This is a genomic window from Nostoc sp. CCY 9925, from assembly GCF_963920935.1.
Lineage (GTDB): Bacteria > Cyanobacteriota > Cyanobacteriia > Cyanobacteriales > Nostocaceae > Nostoc.
In genome coordinates, this window is the sequence record NZ_CAWUDO010000045.1 from 24,507 (window position 1) to 45,714 (window position 21,208).

Consider the following 21,208-nt stretch of genomic DNA (forward strand, 5'->3'; position numbering starts at 1 on the left):
AATTAGAACTTTGGGAGCTTTCTTCGGAAGAATTTACCACAATGCCTTCTCGAAAATCTGCTGAAGAAGTGCAGCAAGAACGCGATCGCCAAAAGCAGCAGCTAAAAGATTTAGCCATTTTTCTTGTCTGTGGATTACCAGCACTGGCAAACGCTTTAAAATCAAAGATGGTATTCTCTGGAATCTTCTAGATAAAGACAATCAGTTTTATGGTCAAGCAGCACTATACTCTAAATGTACTTATGTCAGATCAGTGCTGCCTCATCGATATCAAGTACTAATTATTCACTTAGTTAAAGCGAGATCTATCCACGAGGTAGAAGAAACTACTTGCACAAATCAGTAATGTAGAGTTTGTGTCTTCAAGTCAGGAAAAGCGCCCGTGGTTCCAATTAGAGATAATAATCCTACAAAAATTACCCCTTATGTGACTTATGGACTGGTTGCTGCCAACGTCCTCGCATTTATTTATGAATCAAGTCTTCCCCCACAAGCATTAAATGGGTTTTTACACCTTGCGGCTGTAGTTCCGCGTGAACTCACCTTGAGCTTTGCTGGTATTTCTGTACATCAACCAGTGCCAGAGTGGGCAACTTTGATTACCTCACAATTTTTGCACGGCGGTTTGTTGCACTTAGCCGGCAATATGTTGTTTCTCTGGATTTTTGGTAATAACGTTGAAGATAAATTAGGTCATGCCAAATATTTATTGTTCTATTTATCTTGCGGCGTTTTAGCATCATTAACCCAGTGGTACTTTGGTCAAGATTCTAGCATTCCTTCATTGGGTGCGAGTGGTGCGATCGCAGGTGTCATGGGAGCCTACATTCTTCGCTTTCCCAAAGCTGAAGTTATTGGTGTTGTACCCTTAGGGTTTTTCTTCCCGACTTTCCGCGTCCCAGCATACTTCTTTCTAGGATTCTGGTTTCTCGAACAAGCCTTCTACGGACTTGTTAGCCTCGAAACACCCACCAACATCGGTATGGAAAGCGGCGGTATTGCCTACTGGGCCCATGCAGGCGGTTTTATCTTTGGGGCAATTCTTGGCCCACTGTTAGGTTTATTTAGCGATAAATCCCCAGAAGAATCTTGGTCATAGTAGTTATAGCAGAAGGCAGAAGGCAGGAGGCAGGAGGTAAAAGTATTACTATTCCTAGCTTCCATGCTTTCAAAATGTCCTAACCTGTGTGACTACGGCTATATCAGCAGTTTTCATTTTTAAGCTTATCCCACTCCTAAAAAGGGTGGGATTTTGCATTATTTGTTATTTTTCCTTTGGGATGATTGCGGAGATACAGCAGATTTCAAGTTACTGAACTATACTATCTAGCTCTCAAAGCTAAGCACAGAGACTATTTTAATTCTGGATTCCGAATTCAGAATTCTGACTCCTGAATTATGCTGTATTGTTGTCAAATTACTCTGAGTTAAAATACTTAAACTCAACAACTGCGGGTAATACAAGCTATATTGCAGTTAGTCAATAATTTAGGAAAAACACCTGTGTTTCCTCTCTACGATGAAAATCCCACGCGTATTACCCCGTATTTCACCTACGGGTTAATTGGCATGAATATTTTAGTTTTTCTTCATGAGGTGACCCTGCCGAATGCACAATTAAATCAATTTTTAAGTCAGTATGCAGTAGTTCCTCAAGAATTAACCACCAATTTATCTGGGGAATGGATAACGTTATTTACCTCACAATTCTTACACGGCGGATGGTGGCACTTAATCTCAAATATGGTGTTTCTCTGGGTTTTTGGCAACAATATTGAAGATCGTTTAGGTCATTTTAAATATTTAATTTTTTATTTGACATGTGGTGCTTTAGCTGCATCGTGCCAATGGTTTATTAGCATCAATTCTGAGATTCCTTCCTTGGGAGCAAGTGGCGCTATCTCTGGGGTTTTAGGTGCGTACATTATTCGCTTTCCTCAGGCTAGAGTGATGACTTTAGTCTTTTTGGGGATTTTCATCACCACTATCCGAGTTCCAGCGTTAGTAATAATTGGGCTTTTCTTTGTACAAAATGTAATATCCGGTCTTGCAAGCTTGCAAACAGCCGCTAACATGAGTGTACAAACTGGTGGAGTTGCCTACTGGGCACACATCGGTGGTTTTGTTTTTGGAATGATTCTTGCTCCCTTGTTTGGGTTGTTTAGACGTGATTAATTGGGATTGGGCATGGGAAGAGGACAAGGGGACAAGGAGAAAGATTTATTGCAAATTTTCTACCTATCTCAAGAGTTCCCTTGTCCCCTTGTCTCCCCATCTCCCCCAGTCCCCATTCAATTCGCACCTGCTGAAACTTCTTCTGATTCTTCAACATTTTCTGGTTCTACTTCAGATGAAAACGGTGGGGGAGGTAGAGAAACGACGATATCAGCACCATTAATAATTGCTCCTAATAACCCTAGTTCCGATTCCACTAATTGATCGATCGCCTCACCTAACATGTTCTCCTCTGTATAATGTGGTCGCGCCACTATTACCATGCCATCGCTGTAGGGTTGGATTAATAACGGGTCATTGGATAAACTTAAAGGACTAGTATCTAAAATCACTAAATCAAAACGTTCGCGGACATCATCCATCAGCCGTCGCATTTCGCTAGATTCAAGAATAGCAGCAGATTGCCGCACGGGGCCGGGGCTGGGAAGAATGTATAAATTTTCTACATCAGGAACTAAACGAATACATTCACTCAAGTCAGCATAATAACGCAGGGGTTCAATGGTGGCGTCGGGATCGGGAATTACTTTTAGGGATGTACAACGCGAAGGCGATCGCAAATCTGTTTCAATAATCAAAGTTCTTTTACCAGCACGCGCAGAAGCAATACCCAAGTTATATGCACTTGCTGTTTTACCCTCTAGGCTACTAGTACTAGTAATTAACACCACCTTCAAGTTTTTACCACCAATCCGCCGCAGATTACTACGGAACTTTTCATAAAATTCTAAATAGGAAGAATCTGGAGAAAGTACCACTGGCACAGCTTCTCGATCTAAATCATCAACTAGCATTAAAGGCAACTCTCCCAACAGTGCCACTTCCCGCTGCTTGAGACTCTCGCGAATATCTTCTCTGGTTTTGAAAGTTCCTTCCAGCGATCCCAATAAAAATATCACTCCACCACCAACTAACACACCCAAGAAACCACCCACAGCTAGGGTAATAGGTACACTCTTAGGCGGCTTGATGTCGGGAGCAACTGTCGGGCGTCTGGCAACACTGAGACTACTGGTTGTTTCTGCCTCTGCGGTTTTAGCATCTGTTAGCTTGACCTGCATTTGGTCATAGATGGCTTTTTTGAGTGCAACCTCCTGTTCTAAACGCGATCGCTCTAATTGCTTATTGGGTATCAAAGAATACTCTTTTCGTAAGCGTGCTTCTTGTTGGATTTCTTGAGTTAGTTGTTGTTGGAGTGTCTCCCTTTGGGTTTGTAAAGACACCATTTGGTTTGCCAACTGTTGGCGTGCTGGATCTAAACTACTTTGGGTGCGAATATTGGCAATATCACCCCGCAGTGGAGCCGCCACACCATTACCACCTAACACTTCAGCTGCACGTTGTTGGAGTAATTCTTCAGCAGCTTGTTTTTGACGCAGCAGCTGAATCATAGTTGGGTGTTCAAGTCGTAAATCTTTCTTTAGTAAGGCAATTTGCGACTCAACTTGATAAATTTGCGATCGCAAGTTGCCAATAATGGGATCGGCACTTAAAGCAGACGAGATATAAGCCTGTCCGACTGTTAAGCCTAACTTATTTTGTAAACTGCGAATTTGACCATCAACTCCAGAAATAGTTAATTGAATTTGCCGTTGGAGATTTTGGCTGGAAGTAACGGCGGCAAGCAAACTACCATTTTCAGCTGCTAATATTGCTGTACGCTCGATGCGATCGTACTGTTCCAATCTCTTTTCAGCAATTTGCAATTCGCGTTTAGCTTGTGGTAGGCGCTCGTTAATTTTTTGAATAATTGCTTGTAATCGTCCAGTATTGATGTCACTGCTCAATTTGACCATTGATTGCATCAATTCTGCCAATACTTCTATAGCTCGTTTGGGGTCACTATCTACATATTTCAGTTCAAAAGTAGTAGTTTCAAAATCTCCAGTCCTGGGGTTTTTTTTAGGTAGAGAAAGGACAATACTTGCACCGAGTTGTTTCGGTTTAAGATTCACTTTCTCTGCCACTGCTACAATTATCTGATTTGATAGTAAAACTTCCTCATTTAGTTCCTTTCCCTGCTGTTGGATTTCAGTACCAGTTGCAGAGAAAGAAACGGGCGGGCCACTATATGTAAGTGCGGCGGATGCTATGTAGCTAGCAGGTGGATCTGGTTGCATAGCCACCACTGTTGACCCCGCTATAACTAAACCAAAACTAGCTAGTCCAATCCACTTGTATTTTTCAAAAGCAATAAGATAGCGCTTAACAATTGGTGGGGTCATGGCAGGGGCATATAGTTAGTCATTTGGCATTAGTCATTAGTCATTGTCACTTGTACTGAGCGACTTGTGCTGAGCGAAGTTGAGGTAAGCCGAAGTATTAGTCATTAGTCATTAGTTATCCCTCTTTATCTCCCTACATTCTCCACACTCCCTTATCTCCCCCCTGCCTAATCCGAACCGCCGCCGAAGTTATCAAAAAATCGGAGAAAAGATTGTACATTAAAGAAGGGTTGGGTAATGGTACTCAGTAAATTAGTAATTCTACCGACGAGGTTCCGACCAACAACAATAACATCATTATCTTGGAGTGGCACGTTTTGAGATGCATCCCCGCCCAGAGCTTTTTTAGCATCGAGCTTTTGGGTAACGGCTTTACCTCGTTCAGGATCGAACCGAACCAAGGCGATACTTCGGAGATTAGCAGTGTCGAGATTTACTCCTCCCAAAGCATCTACAAATGTACTGCCATTAGGCAGCGCCTGGGTGGAAATACCTCCCGCAGCGTAGTTTAAAACTCGGACTCTAATCTGTGGTGTAGCTAAGGATGAACGTGCTACCAAATTGCGGTCATAACCATCATCATTGCCGACTTCACGACGAGGCACAACGATCGCATCTCCGTCTTGTAAGCGTAAATTAGGGATTGAACCACCATTTTGCAGCGCTGCATACAAGTCAATAGTTTGCGAAACCACTGAGCCATCCACTAACTTGCGGCGTATTTGCACTTGTCGCAGGTCTGCATTCAACGTTGAACCACCAGATATTAATAAAGCATCAGCAACGCGGGGCGTTGGCGAATTAATCGGATAAATTCCTGGTCGAAATATTTCCCCGCTAATGGTAACTTGGACTGGTCGCGTTCCTATCAAGGATACTACCACGATGGGATCTGGTAAAATTCGACTCAAACCCAAGCGAATTTTTTCTTGAGCTTCTTCCAAAGTTAAACCTTGTAATGACACTGTTCCCACTTGTGGCACTACAACGTTGCCTTCTGGACTAATTAAAGCTTGAAAAACAAAGTCTTGACGCTGGCTTGCTAGGGCTAAAACTATTACTGGATCGACAACATAACGATTTAAACCCAAGCGAATTTTTTCTTGAGCTTCCTCTAGAGTTAGACCTTGCAAGGAAACTGTTCCCAGTAGCGGTACTACAATGTTACCTTCTGGATTGATTACAGCCTGAAAGCTTAACTCTGGAAAGCGCTGAACCGAAACGCTAATTCCATCTCCGATTCCTAAACGATAGGGACCAGGAGGACGCTGAAGCACAACGCCAATAGCATCTCCTGGCCCCAAAAGGTAGCGGCTGAGTTGAGGCGAAATTTCGTCATTTGCACTTGGAGGTACAACGTCCTCAGTACCTGGTACAGGCGAAGGGGGTTGCCCTTGAGATGGGAAAGGTTGAGCAATAACAAGCTGGATAGGTGCTGTTAAAAAAACCCCTACTTGAAGACTGACAAAACACAGGGCGCTGAATGCACGCATATAAGAACTGGGAGTTATCAACATCGGTGCAGGAAAACTATGTAATAATTAGTCGCGCCGACTCGTTATTTTACCCTAAAAATATCCTCAATGTCTCTTTTCTCTACAAGTATTTACCAGGAAAAAGAGGAAAAATTGTGTCAATTCTAATTCTAACTTCATATTTGAAACATCTTTTAACTGAGTTTCAGCCACAGAGCGATCGCACAAATATTTTTCTATTTTTCTAAATCTCTGCACAAATGTAGCTGTAACATAGTCTAAATAGCGTTTGCCATCAATGCACCTTGCACTGTTTCCCCAATAGACTGGGCTAGAGGCCAAGATTTTTCTACTTGCCCTAAGGGTTCCATTGGAATCAGAATGCTCACGGCTACCCAAGGAGTACGCTGCTTACGCCATTGTGCCAATTGGTCAGCCACGAACCAGTTTAATGGCGATGTATTTCCACCGTTTGGCATAGCGTACCATTGCAAGACAGCAAAGGTTTGTTGTGGTGTTGAGGCGCGAAAGAACCTAGCTTCTACTTTCGTTTCAATGTTAGAAGCTAACTTAACAGACGGTTTGACAGTAAATTCAGCACTACGATATTGAGCTACATCCCACTTTCCCCAGCGTGACCTTCCCCAACCGTTAACCTCTGTCCACTCTACCTCTGGTTGATCCATAGGGCCGTTTTGCGGTAGTAAAAGTAAAATTGCCTGAGTATCCTCGGAGCCTTCTTTTTTAATTACCTGCAAAGACCATTTGTGTTCGCCAATTTGCTGTTCTGCTTGTTCAATAGTTTGCCAACCAGGAACAGTTAACCCAGCCTTGCGGATTTGTTTTAATTCCTTGAGACTAGCCACAGGTGGTGGCTGTTTCCATTGCCAGTGTCCTGTTAGGTATCCAGGAACCCCTCCCATCGCCAACAGCAGTAGCAATAACAAAAGTGCTGCTACCCGACTCAATTGGTTTTCTTTGAAAAACTTAGAGAAGGAAATCATCAGTAAAATTTGGAATACTTAGGCAAAATTTTACTTTAAAAATTCCCACTATGAGTTCAGTAATATTTAGGACTTAAGTAGGGAGTGGGGGAGATGAGGAGATGGAGAGATGAAGTCAAGCGTCAACCCTCAACACTCCCTATGCGCCATCCTCAATTTCTGGAGATGCCGACAAATAGTTATTAATCCAATTCAGCAAGGGCACTAAGGACACGAGCATACAAGCAGAATAAAGGTCACCACCCCAACCATCATGGAGCCATTTAAAAGCCGCTTCTTTACCTGTGCCGTGAAAGAAGGTTAGTAAAGTATTACGAATAATATTGGCAGTAGTACTAATTATGACAGCAATGGATAAAAATGATAAGGTTGTGCGGCGTGAAGATAACGCACCTGTCCAATAAAGCAACATCAAACCTACGTAGAGAGTAGTGAACAACATTTTCAGCCCTGCACAATAGGGGGCAACTTCCACAATCCGTCCTCCCACGTAGAGATTTATCTCATCCACGGTTACTTCCATACCAAATTGATTCAGTATGAAGCCTGCGGTGCCAGCGATGAAGCTTTGAAGAGGCAAGGTATAAGGAGCAATCAGGTAGGGTACTGATGTTGGAGTTGCTAAAAATATCAGTAGGAGAGGAAATGCTTGCGATCGCAAACCTGATATTCCCTTAAACCACAAGCACAGCCCCGCTAGTATAACAGGCAGCGAAAGGTTAACCCACTCGCTAACACCGCTAAGATAAAATACTCCCCCCAATAACAAGAAAACACCGCCCAAAGGATGAATAGTATCTGGCAAACGTGCCCACTGTTTCCGGTTCAGCCAGCCCAAATAAGCAGCAAATGGCAAACCAATAATCCCGTGGCTGAAATATTCGTGTTCTGTACTAATATTTTTGTGCAGCCAACCATCCAGCCAATGTAGCAATATAGGAGCATAAAGCAGCAGCAAAATGCCTAAAATGGCTAAATTTAACAAACCTGACACGTTTCTGTTTTTAATCTGTTGCTGGAGTGCCATGATTTTAATTAATTATTGGGCATGGGGTATTGGGCACTTGTACTGAGCGACTTGTGCTGAGCAAAGCCGTTGGCACAGCCTCTCGTAGAGAAGGAAGTTGAGGTAAGCCGAAGTATTGGACATTAGTTTTAGATTAATGACTAATGACTAATGACTGCTGAGAATTTGTTAAGACTGCATTGGCGATCGCAGCTACAACTTCTTTGATTTGGCTACTACTCAAACCAGGATACATAGGTAATGATAATATTTGCTTTGCTAACTTTTCTGCTTGGGGAAAATCTCCAGGCTGATAGCCTAAGTAGGCCAATGCTGGCTGGAGATGGCAAGGAATTGGATAATGAATACCAGTTTGAATTCCTGCTGCTGTTAGTTGTTCTTGGAGTTGCTGACGTTCTATAGGGCAAGAATCATCAACTTTAATCACATAAAGATGATAAACGTGTCCTGTACCACTTTGGTTTTCCATCGGGATAATGCCAGCAGTTGCTAAAGGTGCTAACTCATCGTCATATTCCTGGGCAATAGTCAAGCGATCGCGATTCCACTCGGGTAAATGTGGCAGTTTCTGGTGCAAGATAGCTGCTTGTAAAGTATCTAAGCGGCTATTTGTACCTGATTCAGTGTGAAAATATTTTTGCGATGCGCCATAATTTCGCAAGCGTACCATCTTTTGGGCTACATCAGAATTTCGTGTCAGTAGCATTCCCCCATCCCCAAATGCCCCCAAATTTTTGCTGGGATAGAAACTAAAAGCTGCTGCTATTCCTACTGAACCAGCGTGATATCCGTCTCTTTGGGCGAGGTGTGCTTGTGCTGCATCTTCAAAAATTAGTAATTTGTAGGTATCAGCAAAGTCCAATAAATCCTCTGATGATACCATTTGACCATAGAGATGCACAGGAATAATTGCTTTAGTATGAGGCGTAATTGCCTTTGCTGCTGCTTCTAAGTCAATTAAAGCTGTTTGGCGATCGCAATCTACTAAAATTGGCTTTGCGCCAGCGCGTAAAACTCCAATTAAGGTTGCAATAAAAGTGTTTGCTGGTAAGATCACTTCATCGCCAGCACCAATATTACACGCTTGCAATCCCAAAGCGATCGCATCTGTTCCTGATGCCACACCAACTCCATATTCTGCCCCAGACGCTGCTGCAAATGCCGCTTCAAAATCTGCAAGTGCTTGGCCTAAAACAAAATCCCCTTGTTCCAAAACAGATTGGATTGCATTTTGCAGTTGCCCTTGAATTGGTTCGTGTTGTAACTTCAAGTCTACAAAAGGAACTCTAATAGCCATTTTATTCATGATTCAGTTCTCCTCTAATTTGCCGTTTATTTGTGGATTGTTAGAAAATAAAATTAAATTTTCTCATTTAATTTTTTCTTTTAATTTGCTGCTGTTGTTTACCACAACAACCAATCATTTTTATCGAAAAATTTAAAATAACGCACAGTTTTGCCCATTAAATTGTAATAGGTTTCATCTATTTTATGGAAGCTATTTTGTATTGTTTGGTATAAATAACCCTCTCCAAAAAAGCGTCAGATTTTTGAAATTTGCAGACAGTCTGTGCTTGCTCAAAGTAGGGTAGGTTAGTTTCTAAATATCTCAGATACCACTTGCTTTGAGCTCAAAGACTAGATGTTGATCGCTCCTTTGTGGAACCCCAAAAAACCTTGCTGGCTCTCCAATACAGTGCCTCAACTTTCCCACATAAATTTTGAATTTTGAATTCGGAGCAGTAGTAGTGACTTTAATCAGTAAGTTTTGCTAACAAAAATTACACTTATTTAGCTATTTTTAAGTAAAATTACGCTAAATATACTAACAGAAATTTTCCCTTCTGTACATCAATAATCATAGACCCTTTGCTGTATCCTTAAGGTTAGGTTACCCTGGCTGAATCAAAATCTAACGCTGTCTGATTGCTAAATCTGAAGTAATAGAGACTACACGAGCGATCGATAGAGAACATTCACTAGCAGTAAATAGTAACTGGCGCAGACTCCGTAGCCGACTTAATGGAAGAGGTAAAAATTTTTTGCCTCAAACTTGTTTGTCAGAGGCAAAATTAGGGAATGCTTAAAAATAGCAATTGATAACCCAGAAATAGGGCATATATCAATTTACAGTATCGAGAAATTATTAAGGTAGCAGTGGCAATGGTAGAGCCTGAAAACAAATTATTTGCCTTAAAGGATGGTTGGACTTCTCAGGAAACAAGAGAACAACAACGTCTTAAAGCTTTGTCAGATCTAGGTTTACGGCAACCAGAAACAATTCCGGTTTTTGAAGAAGCCACTCAAACTGCTGCCCACTTTTTGGAAGCACCAATTTCCATTTTGGGATTTGTAGATCAAGAACGCCACTGGTTTAAGTCGGCAGTGGGCTTATCTAGACTGGGACTAATGAATCATTTAGCACAAAGTCGTCAACTCTCACGTAGAGAATCTTTTTGCACTCAAGTAGTGGAGAATTATCAAATATTTGTAATTAATGATACACATAAACTTGCAGATACAATATTGGCTAGCAGCAAGTTAGTGCAGGATTATGGTATCCGCGCTTACCTGGGAGCACCGCTGATTGATGCTTCAGGACATTGTTTAGGTGCATTAGCGGTGATGGATTTAGTACCGCGCAATTTTACAAACCGAGACATTGAGTTTTTACAAATCATAGCTCGTTGGAGCATGAGTGAATTTGAGCGTAACCGACTCCTGCAAGGGAAACTTGAATCAAGCACTCCTGTAGCTCCTATATTTTCACTCAACGACGAACGCAACACCGAGATTAAAATCGCGGCATCTAGTTTAGAAAGTGACTCTGTTTCTAGTAAGCAACTGAAACTGCAACTTTTGGAGCAGCTAACTCAGGAGTTACGCACCCCTTTAACATCCGTACTTGGCATGGCTAGTGTTCTAGGACGTGAAATTTATGGGCCTTTGACGAGTAAACAGAGAGAATATTTGGAAATTATCCAACACAGTGGTCGCTATTTACTTTCTCTAGTAAATGAAATTACTGAACTGGGAACTATAGATGACAACTCAACTGTGCTAAATTTAGCACCTGTAGATATTGAAATGCTCTGTCAGCAAGCTATCAATACTCTAGAAGAAGCAGCTAATCGTCGAGACCAGGATATTCGCCTGTCTATTGAACCGGGACGCAATCGTATTTGGCCTTTAGATAAAGACAAGGTGCGGCAAATCCTGTATCACCTGATTTTTAGTGTGATTCAACTTTCGGCTACAGGTAGTGTTGTTCGCATTCATGTCTCTTATAAGGAAGATACCCTCAATGTTACTATTTGGGTTTCTCATCCCTGGCTGGGAGATGGTATTACTGAGGTTGATCCCTACTTCCGCCTGAATTCTTTGTCATTACTGGAGCTGACAGGTGAAGTAGCAAGCTATAATACCCGCAAAGAAAGCCAAGAACAACCAGATATTTCACCAGTAGCAGTGGACAAGTTAAAAAACTTGAGCGATTCCCACTCAAATTTATTTGCTCCAAATTCAGATATTTTAGCTAAAGGAAATGGAAGTCTTTCTCGTGAAAGCTTGGGTCTGTTGCTAAGCTGTCAGTTGGCAGAGTTGCATGGTGGACAAATTTTGGTTCAAGGTTCATCAGAATCAGGATATCGTTATGTGCTTTCGTTGCCATTACAACTAGCAGCTTCCCCACAAGCAATTAGTGATGTTTAATTTCAATCCAAGAGGATTCTGGACTGGAAATTGGAAGAAAATATTTCCAATCATATTGATTGTCTATGAAATAAATGAAGGGTTAATCAACAGTTGTCTTTTTTAGTATTAATTGAAGTGTTTTGGAATTAAAGGTGAAACTGATGGCTATGAATAAAAGCGCCATCACTAATTTGTAATCTACGTTATTACCTTTTTATCACTATACGCATTATGATCGATTCCAAGTTCTGCGTAGGCAGGCTAATTGATCGCAATGTTTTTTATGAATTTAGTCTGGCAACGATTTACCTTATCATCTTTTCCGGTCAAAGAATATCTCGCTAGCAGTTACGTACACCGTTCTCTGGTGGGGCTGTTGGGTTCTTGGCGGCAAACCAGCGTCTTGATACAGTGGGGAGATGCGATCGCAGCTACTTTACTGTGTTTGGTGTATGCCCTTGCACCTTTTACTTCGAGTACGTTAGTCGGTTTGTTGCTGATAGCTTGTGCAGGATTTTGGCTGCTGTTGACTTTATCTGATGAACCAACAACAACAAATGTTTCGTCAGTTACTCCCATTCACTTGTTGGTATTGCTCTACTGGGCAATTGCCGCAGTAGCAACAGCCTTATCACCAGTCAAAAAGGCAGCCTTTACCGATTTGACAACCTTGAGCCTGTATTTGCTACTATTTGCCCTTTGTGCCAGGGTCTTGAGGTCGCCTCGCCTCCGGTCTGGGATTATCATCCTTTACTTGCATGTTTCGTTAATTGTCAGTGTGTATGGTTTGCGCCAATGGTTTTTTGGAGCCACAGCACTAGCAACTTGGGTTGACCCTGAATCTCCTTTGTCTAAGACTACGAGGGTCTACAGTTATTTAGGCAATCCCAACTTGTTGGCTGGATACCTCCTACCAGCAGTAATTTTTAGCTTAGTGGCAATTTTTGCATGGCAAAGCTGGATTAAAAAAGCTTTAGCATTAACAATGTTTATTGTCAACACTGCTTGTTTAGTTCTGACTTTTAGTCGTGGTGGTTGGATTGGACTTGTGGTAGCAATTTTAGCTGCAATGGCATTGCTAGTTTATTGGAAAAGTATAGAAATGCCACGTTTTTGGCGTACATGGTCGCTACCGATTGTCTTAGGAGGTTTGATAGGGTTATTGCTGCTAGCAGTAATATTTGTAGAGCCAGTGCGTCTGCGGGTATTTAGTATTTTTGCTGACCGCCAAGATAGCAGTAATAATTTTCGCCGCAATGTGTGGGATGCTGTTTTTGAGATGATTGCCGATCGCCCGATTCTCGGTATTGGGCCTGGTCACAACTCTTTTAATAAAGTTTACCCGCTTTATCAACGCCCTCGTTACACTGCTTTGAGTGCTTATTCAATTGTGCTTGAAGTGGCTGTAGAAACTGGATTTCTTGGTTTAGCCTGTTTTCTCTGGCTAATAATCGTGGCATTTAATACAGCATTTTTGCAAATTCGACGATTACGACAGCTCAGAAATGTGGAGGGATTTTGGTTAATTGGAGCGATCGCTATTTTGTTGGGTATGCTAGCTCACGGCACTGTAGATACTGTCTGGTATCGTCCCGAAGTTAATACCATCTGGTGGCTGATAGTTGGCTTAATTGCTAGCTATTGGACACCTTTAACTCAAAACCAGACAAATTCATCTAACTCAGAATTGGCTGCAAACTAACATATAGCAGAATTCAGAATTTAGGAGTAAAACAGGCTTTCTACCTGGTAACCAGGCAAATTGTTGTGTACTTCAGTTTCCTTGAAATCTGCTGTAAATAAGTTGTCAGTTGTTTTCCTTATAACAACTGACAACTGAAAATTTGTGAATTTTTTAGACCGATAGCAATTTACCAAAGGTATTTTGAGTTGCTTGTAGCAATTTGAAAAATTATTCCCACAGATGGATTTAGAAAACCGAGAGGTAGAAGATAGTTCCCAATCAAAAATCCTATTAAGCTGTTCAACATCTAGTTTGCATATCTAAATTTAATACAACTCTTGTGGGGTGGGCATCTTGCCCGCCCTCATTATACAAGTTAAATGTGGAACACCTTAGTCCCTGTAGGTAGTAGCTCCAGGAGCATTGGGGTCACGATAACGGGCTGGTTCGTCGTCACGCTTTTTCCCAGCTAAACCAGCTAGACCGAATAGACCAATTAATCCCAACCAACCCCAATCAAAATCGTTGCGTTCATAAGTGGTCGTCCTTGGAGCAGTAGTAGCTCCAGGATCGGTAGTTGTTTGAGCTTGTGCAGATAGACTTAAAGGCAAAATTCCCATACTTAAGGTGAGAACGCCAGCGCCAACAGCTGTAATGAAATTACTTTTCATAATTGTCAAAATTCCTGATGCCATCCAAAGTTACTCACCAATGTATCGAGTCCCGACATTGGCAGAATCAATCTGCGGCTAGAAACTAAGCATTTTCACAACTCACGCTGTAGGTATACAACATGCTTGTTGCAGCAATGGATTTATCACTCTGATGTAGTAGTTTGGCAAACTGACTGTTAATAGTTTTTCATCGCTCGTTGTATGTCACGCTGGTCTTGGCGACGTTTGAGGTCTTCTCGCTTATCATGCAACTTTTTACCCTTGCCAAGGGCTATACTCACTTTTACCCAGCCTCGTTTGAGATACATTTTCAAAGGGACTAAAGTTAAACCCTGCTGTTCTACTTTGCCAATTAGCTTGCGGAGTTCTTGACGATGCAGCAACAACTTGCGTGTACGGCGTGGTTCATGATTAAAATATTGTCCACTAGCACTATAAGGTGAAATATGGACATTGATTAACCATGCTTCGCCGTCACGAAGCAAAGCATAGCCATCTTGGAGATTGACTTTACCCGCACGAATCGACTTCACCTCAGTTCCTGTCAACTGAATTCCAGCTTCGTAAGTTTCCAGAATTTCATACAAATAACGGGCTTGACGGTTGTCGCTAATAACTTTGTAACCTTCGTTCTTGTCACTCATTGATAATTTGTGTACTTTAAATGTACCGAAAAAATTGTTTGGATTGGTTTATAAATTATAAGGTGTATTTTATAACCTCAATAAATGCTAAACTGTATATTACTAATTTAGCTTTTATAACTTTGTAATTAAAAATTTTCTAGTAACTTTAAATTACCTAGATTTTACTTATTAATCATTGGTCATTGGACAAAGGACAAACACACAAGTATGAGGGTCGGCTTCCTGGACGCGAAACTGCTCTTAAGGGAGACGCTGTTGCTAACTTGCTCCCCCATAGGGGGAAGGTGACAAATAACTATTGACAAAGCGCAAAGTCTCAGATGAGGCTTCCTTAGATCGGACGCCACTGAAGGAGCCGGGAGATCCGTCGAAGGCAGTGGATCGACGGCAGTTCCTTTAAGCTGGGGAACCCCCGAACTTATGATGGTCGCAAACCTCAGATTCAGAGTTCTCTTTGCCAACGGACTGCCTCAACGTTAGTTCCTTTAAACAGGGAAACCCTGCCAACGGACTGCCTGAACTTTGTAAGTGAGGACAAAGGATATTTATGATCGCTACCGAAAAATTATTGTTGAAATCAATATTAATTTACCCAATGGTGAGCATTCACTCTAAGTTATTGATGAGTTGTTACAAATTACAAAGCTGTCTATGCCTCGTAAATATAGAAAATCGAAGCTGAGTTACACTTCGTTAACTCTTCCTAAGGTTTAATACTTTCTTTATAAATCAACCCTGAGGCAGTCATTAGCTGGTAATCCTGTCATAGTATGAAACATAAGAACACTATTACTGCCTGTGTTCACTGATGCAGCTGTAAAAGCAAATTTCTGAGTAAAAAAATGCTAGGGGTGTACTGTCCATGCCCTTGAAGATCCTTGTAGTGGATGATGATCTGGGCACTCGTTTGTCTGTTAGCGACTATCTTGAACTGTCTGGCTACTCTGTGATTACGGCTAATGACGGTCAAGAGGCTTTGCTTATGGTGGATGAGTATCATCCTGATTTGATTGTTACGGATATCGTCATGCCACAGATGAACGGCTATGAACTAGTGCGCCGGGTGCGTCAACAACCTATGTTCCGTCTATTGCCTGTAATTTTATTAACAGCACGAACTAAGACCCAAGAAAGAATTTTGGGTTATCAGTCAGGATGCGATTTATACTTGCCCAAGCCTTTTGAACTGGAAGAATTAGCAGCAGCAATCCGCAATCTTTTGGAGCGATCGCAAATTATCCAATCAGAGTACCGCTTTTCTCATAAAGACAGCTTGGAAATTTCCCCTTCTACAAAAACGGTAGACGCTCATAATTCTCTTTCCACTCAAATTCAAAAACCCCACTTATTTTCATCTCTAACTCATAGAGAACAGGAAGTTTTAGAACTCTTAACTCATGGTCTTTCTAATGCCGAAATGGGTCATCAGCTACATCTGAGTCCTCGAACAGTGGAAAAGTACGTTAGCAGCTTATTGAGAAAAACTTCAACCAGCAACCGAGCAGAATTAGTCCGTTTTGCAATTAAGCATGGCCTAGTGGAATAAAAGTGAGGAGTTAAGAGTTAAAAACGAGTAGTAAGTAGTAAAAAATTTAACTTTTAACTCTTAACTCTTAACTCTTAACTTTAGATTATTGTTTTTTGGCTGGTAACGTAGCTGAGCAGACCTTCACAAGCATCAATCAGTAAATCAATCACCTGATTGAATCCCTCTTGGCCGCCATAATAAGGATCTGGAACTTCCTTGAGGTTGTGTCGAGAGCAAAAATCGCACATCAAACGCACTTTGTGATGATACTGCCCAGTTGGGTCAAGAGTAAGAATATCCTGATAATTCTCTTGATCCATCGCCAAAATAAAATCAAAGTCTTGAAAGTCTGATTTTTGAAATTGGCGTGTGCGACCACGCAGTTGAATTCCTAACTTTGTAGCAGCCGCAGCACTCATACGTCTATCGGGTGGACTACCAATGTGATAGCTAGATGTACCAGCAGAGTCACAGAGGATATGTTTGCTCAAGTCAGCCTGCTCAATTAGATGATTCATAATATTTTCTGCCGATGGCGATCGGCAGATGTTACCTAAGCAGACAAACAAAAGTTTGTAAGACATAAATATTTGTTGCCCTTTGTCAATAGTCATTTGTCCTCTCTTGCAAAGCTCTGTTCGCCGGAAATCGGCGCACGCTGCGGGATTTTGCTACAGACTTTGTGCTTTGTCGTTTGCCCTTTATCTTTAATCATTTGTCGATTATCTAAAACTAATGACCAATGACTAATGACCAATGACCAATGACCAATGACTAATGACTACTAACTTATTGAAATCCAGGAAGCTCAAGCCCACTGGTCAAGTCTTCCATGCGTTCCCGCATTGTTGTTGTGGACTTGTTGTAGGCTTCTTTCATTGCTGCTGTTACAAGATCGGAAAGTACTTCTGCGCCTTCCCCTAAAGCATCTGGCGAAATTTCCACCCGCTTGGGTTCTTGGTTACCACTGACAATTACCTTGACCAGGCCACCGCCAGACTCTCCTTGAATTTCCATTTGCTCCAATTCTTCTTGGAGTCGCTTTGCGCCTTCTTGAACTTGCTGTGCTTTCTTAAAAGCTTCAGCTAATTCTTTCATTTTTCCCAAGCCAAAGCCGAATCCTTGTCCTTTACCTGTCATAATTGGTTTTACGCGTGTGCGTTGAATAACAAATCAAATTCAATTATAGATGCGGTAAGTAATTTGCCTCTTTTTTTACCAATAATTAATGCATTAGGGAATAGGGCATGGGGTATGGGGCATGGAAAAGAGGCAGAGGGGTTGGAGGGCACACACAAAACACTTACTGTAACTTACCTTGTGCTCCTCTGCTCCTCTGCTCCCTGCTCCCTGCTCCCTATACACAAGCAGCTTGAAACTCTCCGAGCATTTTGACTTCTGGCTCTAACCGAATAGACCAACGTTCTTGTACTTGATGTTGGATGTGACGAATCAGACAGAAGATATCACTAGCTTTTGCTCCACCACGGTTAACGATGAAGTTAGCATGGAGTTGTGCTACTTGCGCTCCACCAATTTGGTAGCCTTTGAGACCAGTTTGTTCAATTAACCAGCCAGCGCTGTAAGGTTTGGGATTCCGGAACACACTACCACAACTGGGGAAGTTATATGGTTGAGTGCTTAGCCGATGCTTTTTGTGTTCCTTGGTGATTGCTACAACTTGTGCTGGGTCTGCACCCGGTGTAAGTTGTAAGGTAGCTTGGGTGACTATGCGATCGCCACCTTGCAATAATGAAGTCCGGTAGCTATAACCTAGTCGGTCGGGGGTGAGAGTTTCCAGTGTTCCGTCGGGTGAAAGCACCTGGGCGCTAACTAACATATCTGCGATACAGCTATTATGTGCCCCTGCATTCATCACCACAGCCCCTCCGACTGTGCCAGGAATGCCAACAGCCCACTCTAATCCTTGCCATCCTAATGATGCGGCTTCCCATGCTAAGCTGGGAATTGATTCTCCAGCAGCAACAGTTAATTGCCCTGTTTCGTGGTCAAAGTGGCTGAAGCGGAGATGACGAGTGGCAATCACTAAGCCTGATATCCCACGATCACTCACCAGCAAGTTAGAACCTGCTCCTAGTGTTGTCACTCTTAAATCGCGTTCTTTTGCGTATTTAAGACTTGCTTGCAGTGCTTCTATGTTTCGAGGGGCAACATACAATTGGGCTGCTCCCCCAACCCTATAGGAAGTAAATGCTGACAAGTAAGCCTGGGACTTGATGGCACAATCAGTATTGGGTAAGTAAATTACCTCGTTCTCCACCGAATTAGCTGTTTGTTGTTTCTTTGTATTCAAAGCAGAAGCTGTGCAGACTTTTCCTACTGCCTGGGAAATGGTCATTTTTACTTTTTATTGGTAAATTTTTTACATTTATTTACCGTAAAACTACGGTATTAGACTTAAAATCAAACCGTTACGAAAGGGGTGCTTTGGTCAGAAATGGAACTTCGCAATGTCCCCACTCACGATGTGGCTTTAGCAGGCTCACGCAGTGTTGCAATCATTTCAGGAATGACTTGATTTAAGTTCCCAGCGCCCAAAAACAGCGCCAAGTCTCCTGGACGCAGTGTTTGTAGCAGAAACTCACGTACTGAGGATAAAGATGGTTGATAAACTACCTGGGAATGTTGCTTGGCAATTTCCGCTGTTAGATGTTCACCAGTGATTTGCCCTAAATTGGGTTCGCCTGCACTGTAAATATCAGTCAGCACAACCAAATCAGCATGGCTAAAGGACTGGGCAAATTCTTCTAAAAAGGTAAGTGTACGGCTATAGCGATGGGGCTGGAAGATGGCGACCACTCTTTGTCCTGGTCTTGCCTGTAAACGTGCAGCGGCCAGAGTAGCACGAATCTCAGTGGGATGATGAGCATAGTCATCGATGAAGGTAATACCATCGACTTCACCCCGAAACTCAAAACGGCGTCTCGATCCTTCAAAGGTGGCAATTCCTTTGGCAATTTCTCCAAACTCTAAGCCCAAAACACGACCAACAGCCACTGCTGCTAGGGCATTACTGAGATTGTGCCGACTCAACAGGCGCAAGTTCAACACACCTAAGGCTTTGCCTCTTTCCCAAACTAAAGCTGTGGTGCCATCGGCACGATAATCAATATTAGTAACAGTGTAGTCAGCGTCAGTATCTGAGTGTAAGCTGTAGCTGATTGTTGGTTGCAAGCGATCGCGAACTGTAGCACAGTCAATACTACCTACCAAAGTTTTGCAACCTTTGGCAAATGTCCGGAAGGTGTCAACTACTTCTTCTAATGTATCGTAGTGGTCAGGATGATCGAGTTCAATATTGGTAATGATGCCAATTTCTGGAGCGTGTTTTACTAAAGAACCATCTGATTCATCTGCTTCGGCTACCAAATATTGGCTTTGTCCCAGTCGAGCATTGCCTTCCCAAGCATTGACTTCACCACCTACTAAAATCGTTGGGTCTAGTCCTGCTTGCAGCAACATATAACCAATCATGCTACTGGTTGTAGTTTTGCCGTGGGTTCCTGCTACTGCAATACTATAATAATCAGCAATCAAGGCTGCTAGTACATCTGAACGATGTAAAATTGGACAACCTAATTCCAGAGCTGCTTTATATTCTAAATTATTCGTGTTAATTGCTGTTGAACAAATAACTTGAGGTAGTTTTGAGTTAGTAGTAGCAGCTAATTTTTCAGGTGAATTTAATGCTACGACCTGAGATTCCTGAGGGCGAAATAATTCGAGATTACTTGCCTCTTGTTTACCAAAAATATGAGCGCCGATAGATTCCAACTTGTGCGTAATGTGGTTTGGACGTAGATCCGAACCTGATACTGGAAATTGACGTTTAGCGAGAACGTATGCCAGAGCAGACATACCTATACCGCCGATGCCAATGAAATGAAATGGTCTACCACTAAAATCTACAGAATTACTCATTTATTGCTCCTCTTACACCACACCACACCATAAATCACAAATGACACGCGTATCATAACAGGAATTTGATTTTTACCATAATTACTCCTGCGTTATATTCATGCCTGATACCCGGATGAGTTTTCTGCTCTGGTTTTGCGAGTTCAGAATGATTTTACCTTGGTTGGAGGTTTTTGCTATTTCTGAACTGTTCTTAAGATTATTCGCAAAATTTTGGTCGCGTCGGGACAGAAATTCTTGTAATGACAAATACATATTTTTGGCTACCTTACTGTAATTGACTACGATAGTACATTGTTAGTGAAACTGATTTTAAATTGCATCAAGTCTACTTTGAGAATTGAGTACAATAGTACATTGGTAATGAAACTATTTTTCAATTGCATAAAACCCACGCATAACTAGATGCAGGAACTAGCAATTTTTGGTGGCACATTCGATCCAATTCATTGGGGACACCTGCTCGTAGCCGAGACAGCTTTGCATCAAGTATCCCTTGAAAAGGTAATTTGGGTGCCATCTTTAAATCCTCCTCACAAAGAAGCAGCTTTGTTTGAGCATCGTGTAGAAATGCTGCAATTAGCTACAAAAGATAACCCAGCGTTTACTGTCTCACTAGTGGAGGGAAAACGCTCTGGGACTTCTTATGCCATTAGCACCCTGATCGATTTATCTGCTTGTTACCCAAATACTCACTGGTACTGGATTGTGGGCTTGGATACTTTCCAAACCTTACCTCATTGGTACCGTGGACACGAACTAGCACAAATGTGTGATTGGTTAATCGCACCCCGACTGCTAGGTGGTGAGACTATAACTCAAAGCGAGTTAATCTGCAAGCAAGTTGAAGAACAACTAAGCCAACACTCACTAACCATTCATTGGCAATTCCTGAATATACCTTTAGTAGGAGTTTCGTCAAGTCTAATTCGGAAATTTTGCCGTGCTCACCACTCAATTCGTTATCTAGTCCCGGAATCAGTCAGATCTTATATTGCCAACAATAATCTTTACTCCAAATAAATCTGAATAAATTATGTGTTTTTTTATTGATCTAACACTTTATGGTTATAA

The 21,208-nt window shown here is 42.0% G+C and carries 19 protein-coding genes; 8 read left to right on the forward strand and 11 right to left on the reverse strand.

Annotation, left to right across the window (positions count from 1 at the left end; genetic code table 11):
* Window positions 1-41: 41 nt before the first annotated feature.
* From ACM0OY_RS21675 to ACM0OY_RS21690, 4 genes are all read left to right on the forward strand, one after another.
* Window positions 42-191, forward strand: coding sequence for a hypothetical protein (locus tag ACM0OY_RS21675; RefSeq protein WP_414570905.1), 150 nt, complete (start codon window positions 42-44; stop codon window positions 189-191).
* Complete coding sequence (locus ACM0OY_RS21680; protein WP_414570946.1) at window positions 161-346, forward strand: hypothetical protein; 186 nt, start codon at window positions 161-163, stop codon at window positions 344-346. The genes ACM0OY_RS21675 and ACM0OY_RS21680 overlap by 31 nt, the downstream gene beginning before the upstream one ends.
* 36 nt (window positions 347-382) lie before the next feature.
* Window positions 383-1,099 carry a rhomboid family intramembrane serine protease gene (locus ACM0OY_RS21685; protein ID WP_414570906.1) on the forward strand — a complete coding sequence of 239 codons (717 nt, stop codon included), beginning with the start codon at window positions 383-385 and terminating at the stop codon, window positions 1,097-1,099.
* Between the two features lie 404 nt (window positions 1,100-1,503).
* The gene (locus ACM0OY_RS21690; protein WP_414570907.1) at window positions 1,504-2,175 is read left to right on the forward strand and encodes a rhomboid family intramembrane serine protease; all 672 of its coding nucleotides are present in this window, start codon (window positions 1,504-1,506) and stop codon (window positions 2,173-2,175) included.
* 116 nt (window positions 2,176-2,291) lie between these two features.
* Here ACM0OY_RS21690 and ACM0OY_RS21695 read toward each other — a convergent pair whose 3' ends face one another.
* The 5 genes from ACM0OY_RS21695 to ACM0OY_RS21715 all read right to left on the reverse strand — a co-directional run bounded on the left by ACM0OY_RS21695 (window position 2,292) and on the right by ACM0OY_RS21715 (window position 9,272).
* On the reverse strand, window positions 2,292-4,460 hold the full coding sequence (locus ACM0OY_RS21695) for a GumC family protein (RefSeq protein ID WP_414570908.1): 2,169 nt from the start codon (window positions 4,458-4,460) through the stop codon (window positions 2,292-2,294).
* A 167-nt stretch (window positions 4,461-4,627) separates the two neighbouring features.
* Window positions 4,628-5,977, reverse strand: coding sequence for a polysaccharide biosynthesis/export family protein (locus ACM0OY_RS21700; protein WP_414570909.1), 1,350 nt, complete (start codon window positions 5,975-5,977; stop codon window positions 4,628-4,630).
* 236 nt (window positions 5,978-6,213) lie between these two features.
* On the reverse strand, window positions 6,214-6,939 hold the full coding sequence (locus tag ACM0OY_RS21705; RefSeq protein WP_414570910.1) for a cyanoexosortase B system-associated protein: 726 nt from the start codon (window positions 6,937-6,939) through the stop codon (window positions 6,214-6,216).
* 139 nt (window positions 6,940-7,078) lie between these two features.
* Window positions 7,079-7,966, reverse strand: coding sequence for a cyanoexosortase B (crtB, locus tag ACM0OY_RS21710; protein ID WP_414570911.1), 888 nt, complete (start codon window positions 7,964-7,966; stop codon window positions 7,079-7,081).
* A 133-nt stretch (window positions 7,967-8,099) separates the two neighbouring features.
* Window positions 8,100-9,272 (reverse strand): DegT/DnrJ/EryC1/StrS family aminotransferase, encoded by a 1,173-nt coding sequence (locus ACM0OY_RS21715; RefSeq protein WP_414570912.1) that lies wholly within the window; start codon window positions 9,270-9,272, stop codon window positions 8,100-8,102.
* Between the two features lie 857 nt (window positions 9,273-10,129).
* Between ACM0OY_RS21715 and ACM0OY_RS21720 the strand changes: the two genes are divergently transcribed.
* Window positions 10,130-11,677, forward strand: a complete 1,548-nt coding sequence (locus tag ACM0OY_RS21720; protein ID WP_414570913.1) for a histidine kinase dimerization/phospho-acceptor domain-containing protein — start codon at window positions 10,130-10,132, stop codon at window positions 11,675-11,677.
* A gap of 265 nt (window positions 11,678-11,942) precedes the next feature.
* Window positions 11,943-13,361 carry an IctB family putative bicarbonate transporter gene (locus ACM0OY_RS21725; protein WP_414570914.1) on the forward strand — a complete coding sequence of 473 codons (1,419 nt, stop codon included), beginning with the start codon at window positions 11,943-11,945 and terminating at the stop codon, window positions 13,359-13,361.
* A 374-nt stretch (window positions 13,362-13,735) separates the two neighbouring features.
* Here ACM0OY_RS21725 and ACM0OY_RS21730 read toward each other — a convergent pair whose 3' ends face one another.
* Entirely contained in the window at window positions 13,736-14,014 is a 279-nt protein-coding gene (locus ACM0OY_RS21730; protein ID WP_414570915.1) for a WGxxGxxG family protein, read from the reverse strand.
* A 179-nt stretch (window positions 14,015-14,193) separates the two neighbouring features.
* Complete coding sequence (gene smpB, locus ACM0OY_RS21735; RefSeq protein WP_414570916.1) at window positions 14,194-14,661, reverse strand: SsrA-binding protein SmpB; 468 nt, start codon at window positions 14,659-14,661, stop codon at window positions 14,194-14,196.
* A gap of 865 nt (window positions 14,662-15,526) precedes the next feature.
* Here smpB and ACM0OY_RS21740 point away from each other — a divergent pair.
* On the forward strand, window positions 15,527-16,210 hold the full coding sequence (locus ACM0OY_RS21740) for a response regulator transcription factor (protein WP_414570917.1): 684 nt from the start codon (window positions 15,527-15,529) through the stop codon (window positions 16,208-16,210).
* Between the two features lie 80 nt (window positions 16,211-16,290).
* Here the strand turns inward: ACM0OY_RS21740 and ACM0OY_RS21745 are convergent, their stop codons facing one another.
* The 4 genes from ACM0OY_RS21745 to murC form a co-directional block, all read right to left on the reverse strand.
* Window positions 16,291-16,776, reverse strand: coding sequence for a low molecular weight protein-tyrosine-phosphatase (locus ACM0OY_RS21745; RefSeq protein WP_414570947.1), 486 nt, complete (start codon window positions 16,774-16,776; stop codon window positions 16,291-16,293).
* Between the two features lie 205 nt (window positions 16,777-16,981).
* Window positions 16,982-17,332, reverse strand: a complete 351-nt coding sequence (locus tag ACM0OY_RS21750; protein WP_073644781.1) for a YbaB/EbfC family nucleoid-associated protein — start codon at window positions 17,330-17,332, stop codon at window positions 16,982-16,984.
* A 217-nt stretch (window positions 17,333-17,549) separates the two neighbouring features.
* Window positions 17,550-18,551 (reverse strand): UDP-N-acetylmuramate dehydrogenase, encoded by a 1,002-nt coding sequence (gene murB, locus ACM0OY_RS21755; RefSeq protein WP_414570918.1) that lies wholly within the window; start codon window positions 18,549-18,551, stop codon window positions 17,550-17,552.
* Window positions 18,552-18,673: 122 nt separating this feature from the next.
* Window positions 18,674-20,134: a UDP-N-acetylmuramate--L-alanine ligase gene (gene murC, locus ACM0OY_RS21760; RefSeq protein WP_414570919.1), complete on the reverse strand. Its 1,461-nt coding sequence runs from the start codon at window positions 20,132-20,134 to the stop codon at window positions 18,674-18,676.
* Between the two features lie 405 nt (window positions 20,135-20,539).
* Between murC and nadD the strand changes: the two genes are divergently transcribed.
* A complete protein-coding gene (gene nadD / locus ACM0OY_RS21765; protein ID WP_414570920.1) occupies window positions 20,540-21,157 on the forward strand; it encodes a nicotinate (nicotinamide) nucleotide adenylyltransferase in 618 nt (205 codons plus the stop codon).
* Window positions 21,158-21,208: the final 51 nt, after the last annotated feature.

Bases quoted from the DNA above. Each gene is read 5' to 3' on its own strand.
- ACM0OY_RS21715 (WP_414570912.1), bottom strand. From the start codon at position 9,272: ATGAATAAAATGGCTATTAGAGTTCCTTTTGTAGACTTGAAGTTACAA.
- ACM0OY_RS21675 (WP_414570905.1), top strand. From the start codon at position 42: ATGCCTTCTCGAAAATCTGCTGAAGAAGTGCAGCAAGAACGCGATCGC.
- ACM0OY_RS21725 (WP_414570914.1), top strand. From the start codon at position 11,943: ATGAATTTAGTCTGGCAACGATTTACCTTATCATCTTTTCCGGTCAAA.
- murB (WP_414570918.1), bottom strand. From the start codon at position 18,551: ATGACCATTTCCCAGGCAGTAGGAAAAGTCTGCACAGCTTCTGCTTTG.
- ACM0OY_RS21745 (WP_414570947.1), bottom strand. From the start codon at position 16,776: ATGTCTTACAAACTTTTGTTTGTCTGCTTAGGTAACATCTGCCGATCG.
- ACM0OY_RS21720 (WP_414570913.1), top strand. From the start codon at position 10,130: ATGGTAGAGCCTGAAAACAAATTATTTGCCTTAAAGGATGGTTGGACT.
- murC (WP_414570919.1), bottom strand. From the start codon at position 20,134: ATGAGTAATTCTGTAGATTTTAGTGGTAGACCATTTCATTTCATTGGC.
- ACM0OY_RS21705 (WP_414570910.1), bottom strand. From the start codon at position 6,939: ATGATTTCCTTCTCTAAGTTTTTCAAAGAAAACCAATTGAGTCGGGTA.
- nadD (WP_414570920.1), top strand. From the start codon at position 20,540: ATGCAGGAACTAGCAATTTTTGGTGGCACATTCGATCCAATTCATTGG.
- ACM0OY_RS21740 (WP_414570917.1), top strand. From the start codon at position 15,527: ATGCCCTTGAAGATCCTTGTAGTGGATGATGATCTGGGCACTCGTTTG.
- ACM0OY_RS21750 (WP_073644781.1), bottom strand. From the start codon at position 17,332: ATGACAGGTAAAGGACAAGGATTCGGCTTTGGCTTGGGAAAAATGAAA.
- ACM0OY_RS21695 (WP_414570908.1), bottom strand. From the start codon at position 4,460: ATGACCCCACCAATTGTTAAGCGCTATCTTATTGCTTTTGAAAAATAC.
- ACM0OY_RS21700 (WP_414570909.1), bottom strand. From the start codon at position 5,977: ATGTTGATAACTCCCAGTTCTTATATGCGTGCATTCAGCGCCCTGTGT.
- crtB (WP_414570911.1), bottom strand. From the start codon at position 7,966: ATGGCACTCCAGCAACAGATTAAAAACAGAAACGTGTCAGGTTTGTTA.
- ACM0OY_RS21730 (WP_414570915.1), bottom strand. From the start codon at position 14,014: ATGAAAAGTAATTTCATTACAGCTGTTGGCGCTGGCGTTCTCACCTTA.
- smpB (WP_414570916.1), bottom strand. From the start codon at position 14,661: ATGAGTGACAAGAACGAAGGTTACAAAGTTATTAGCGACAACCGTCAA.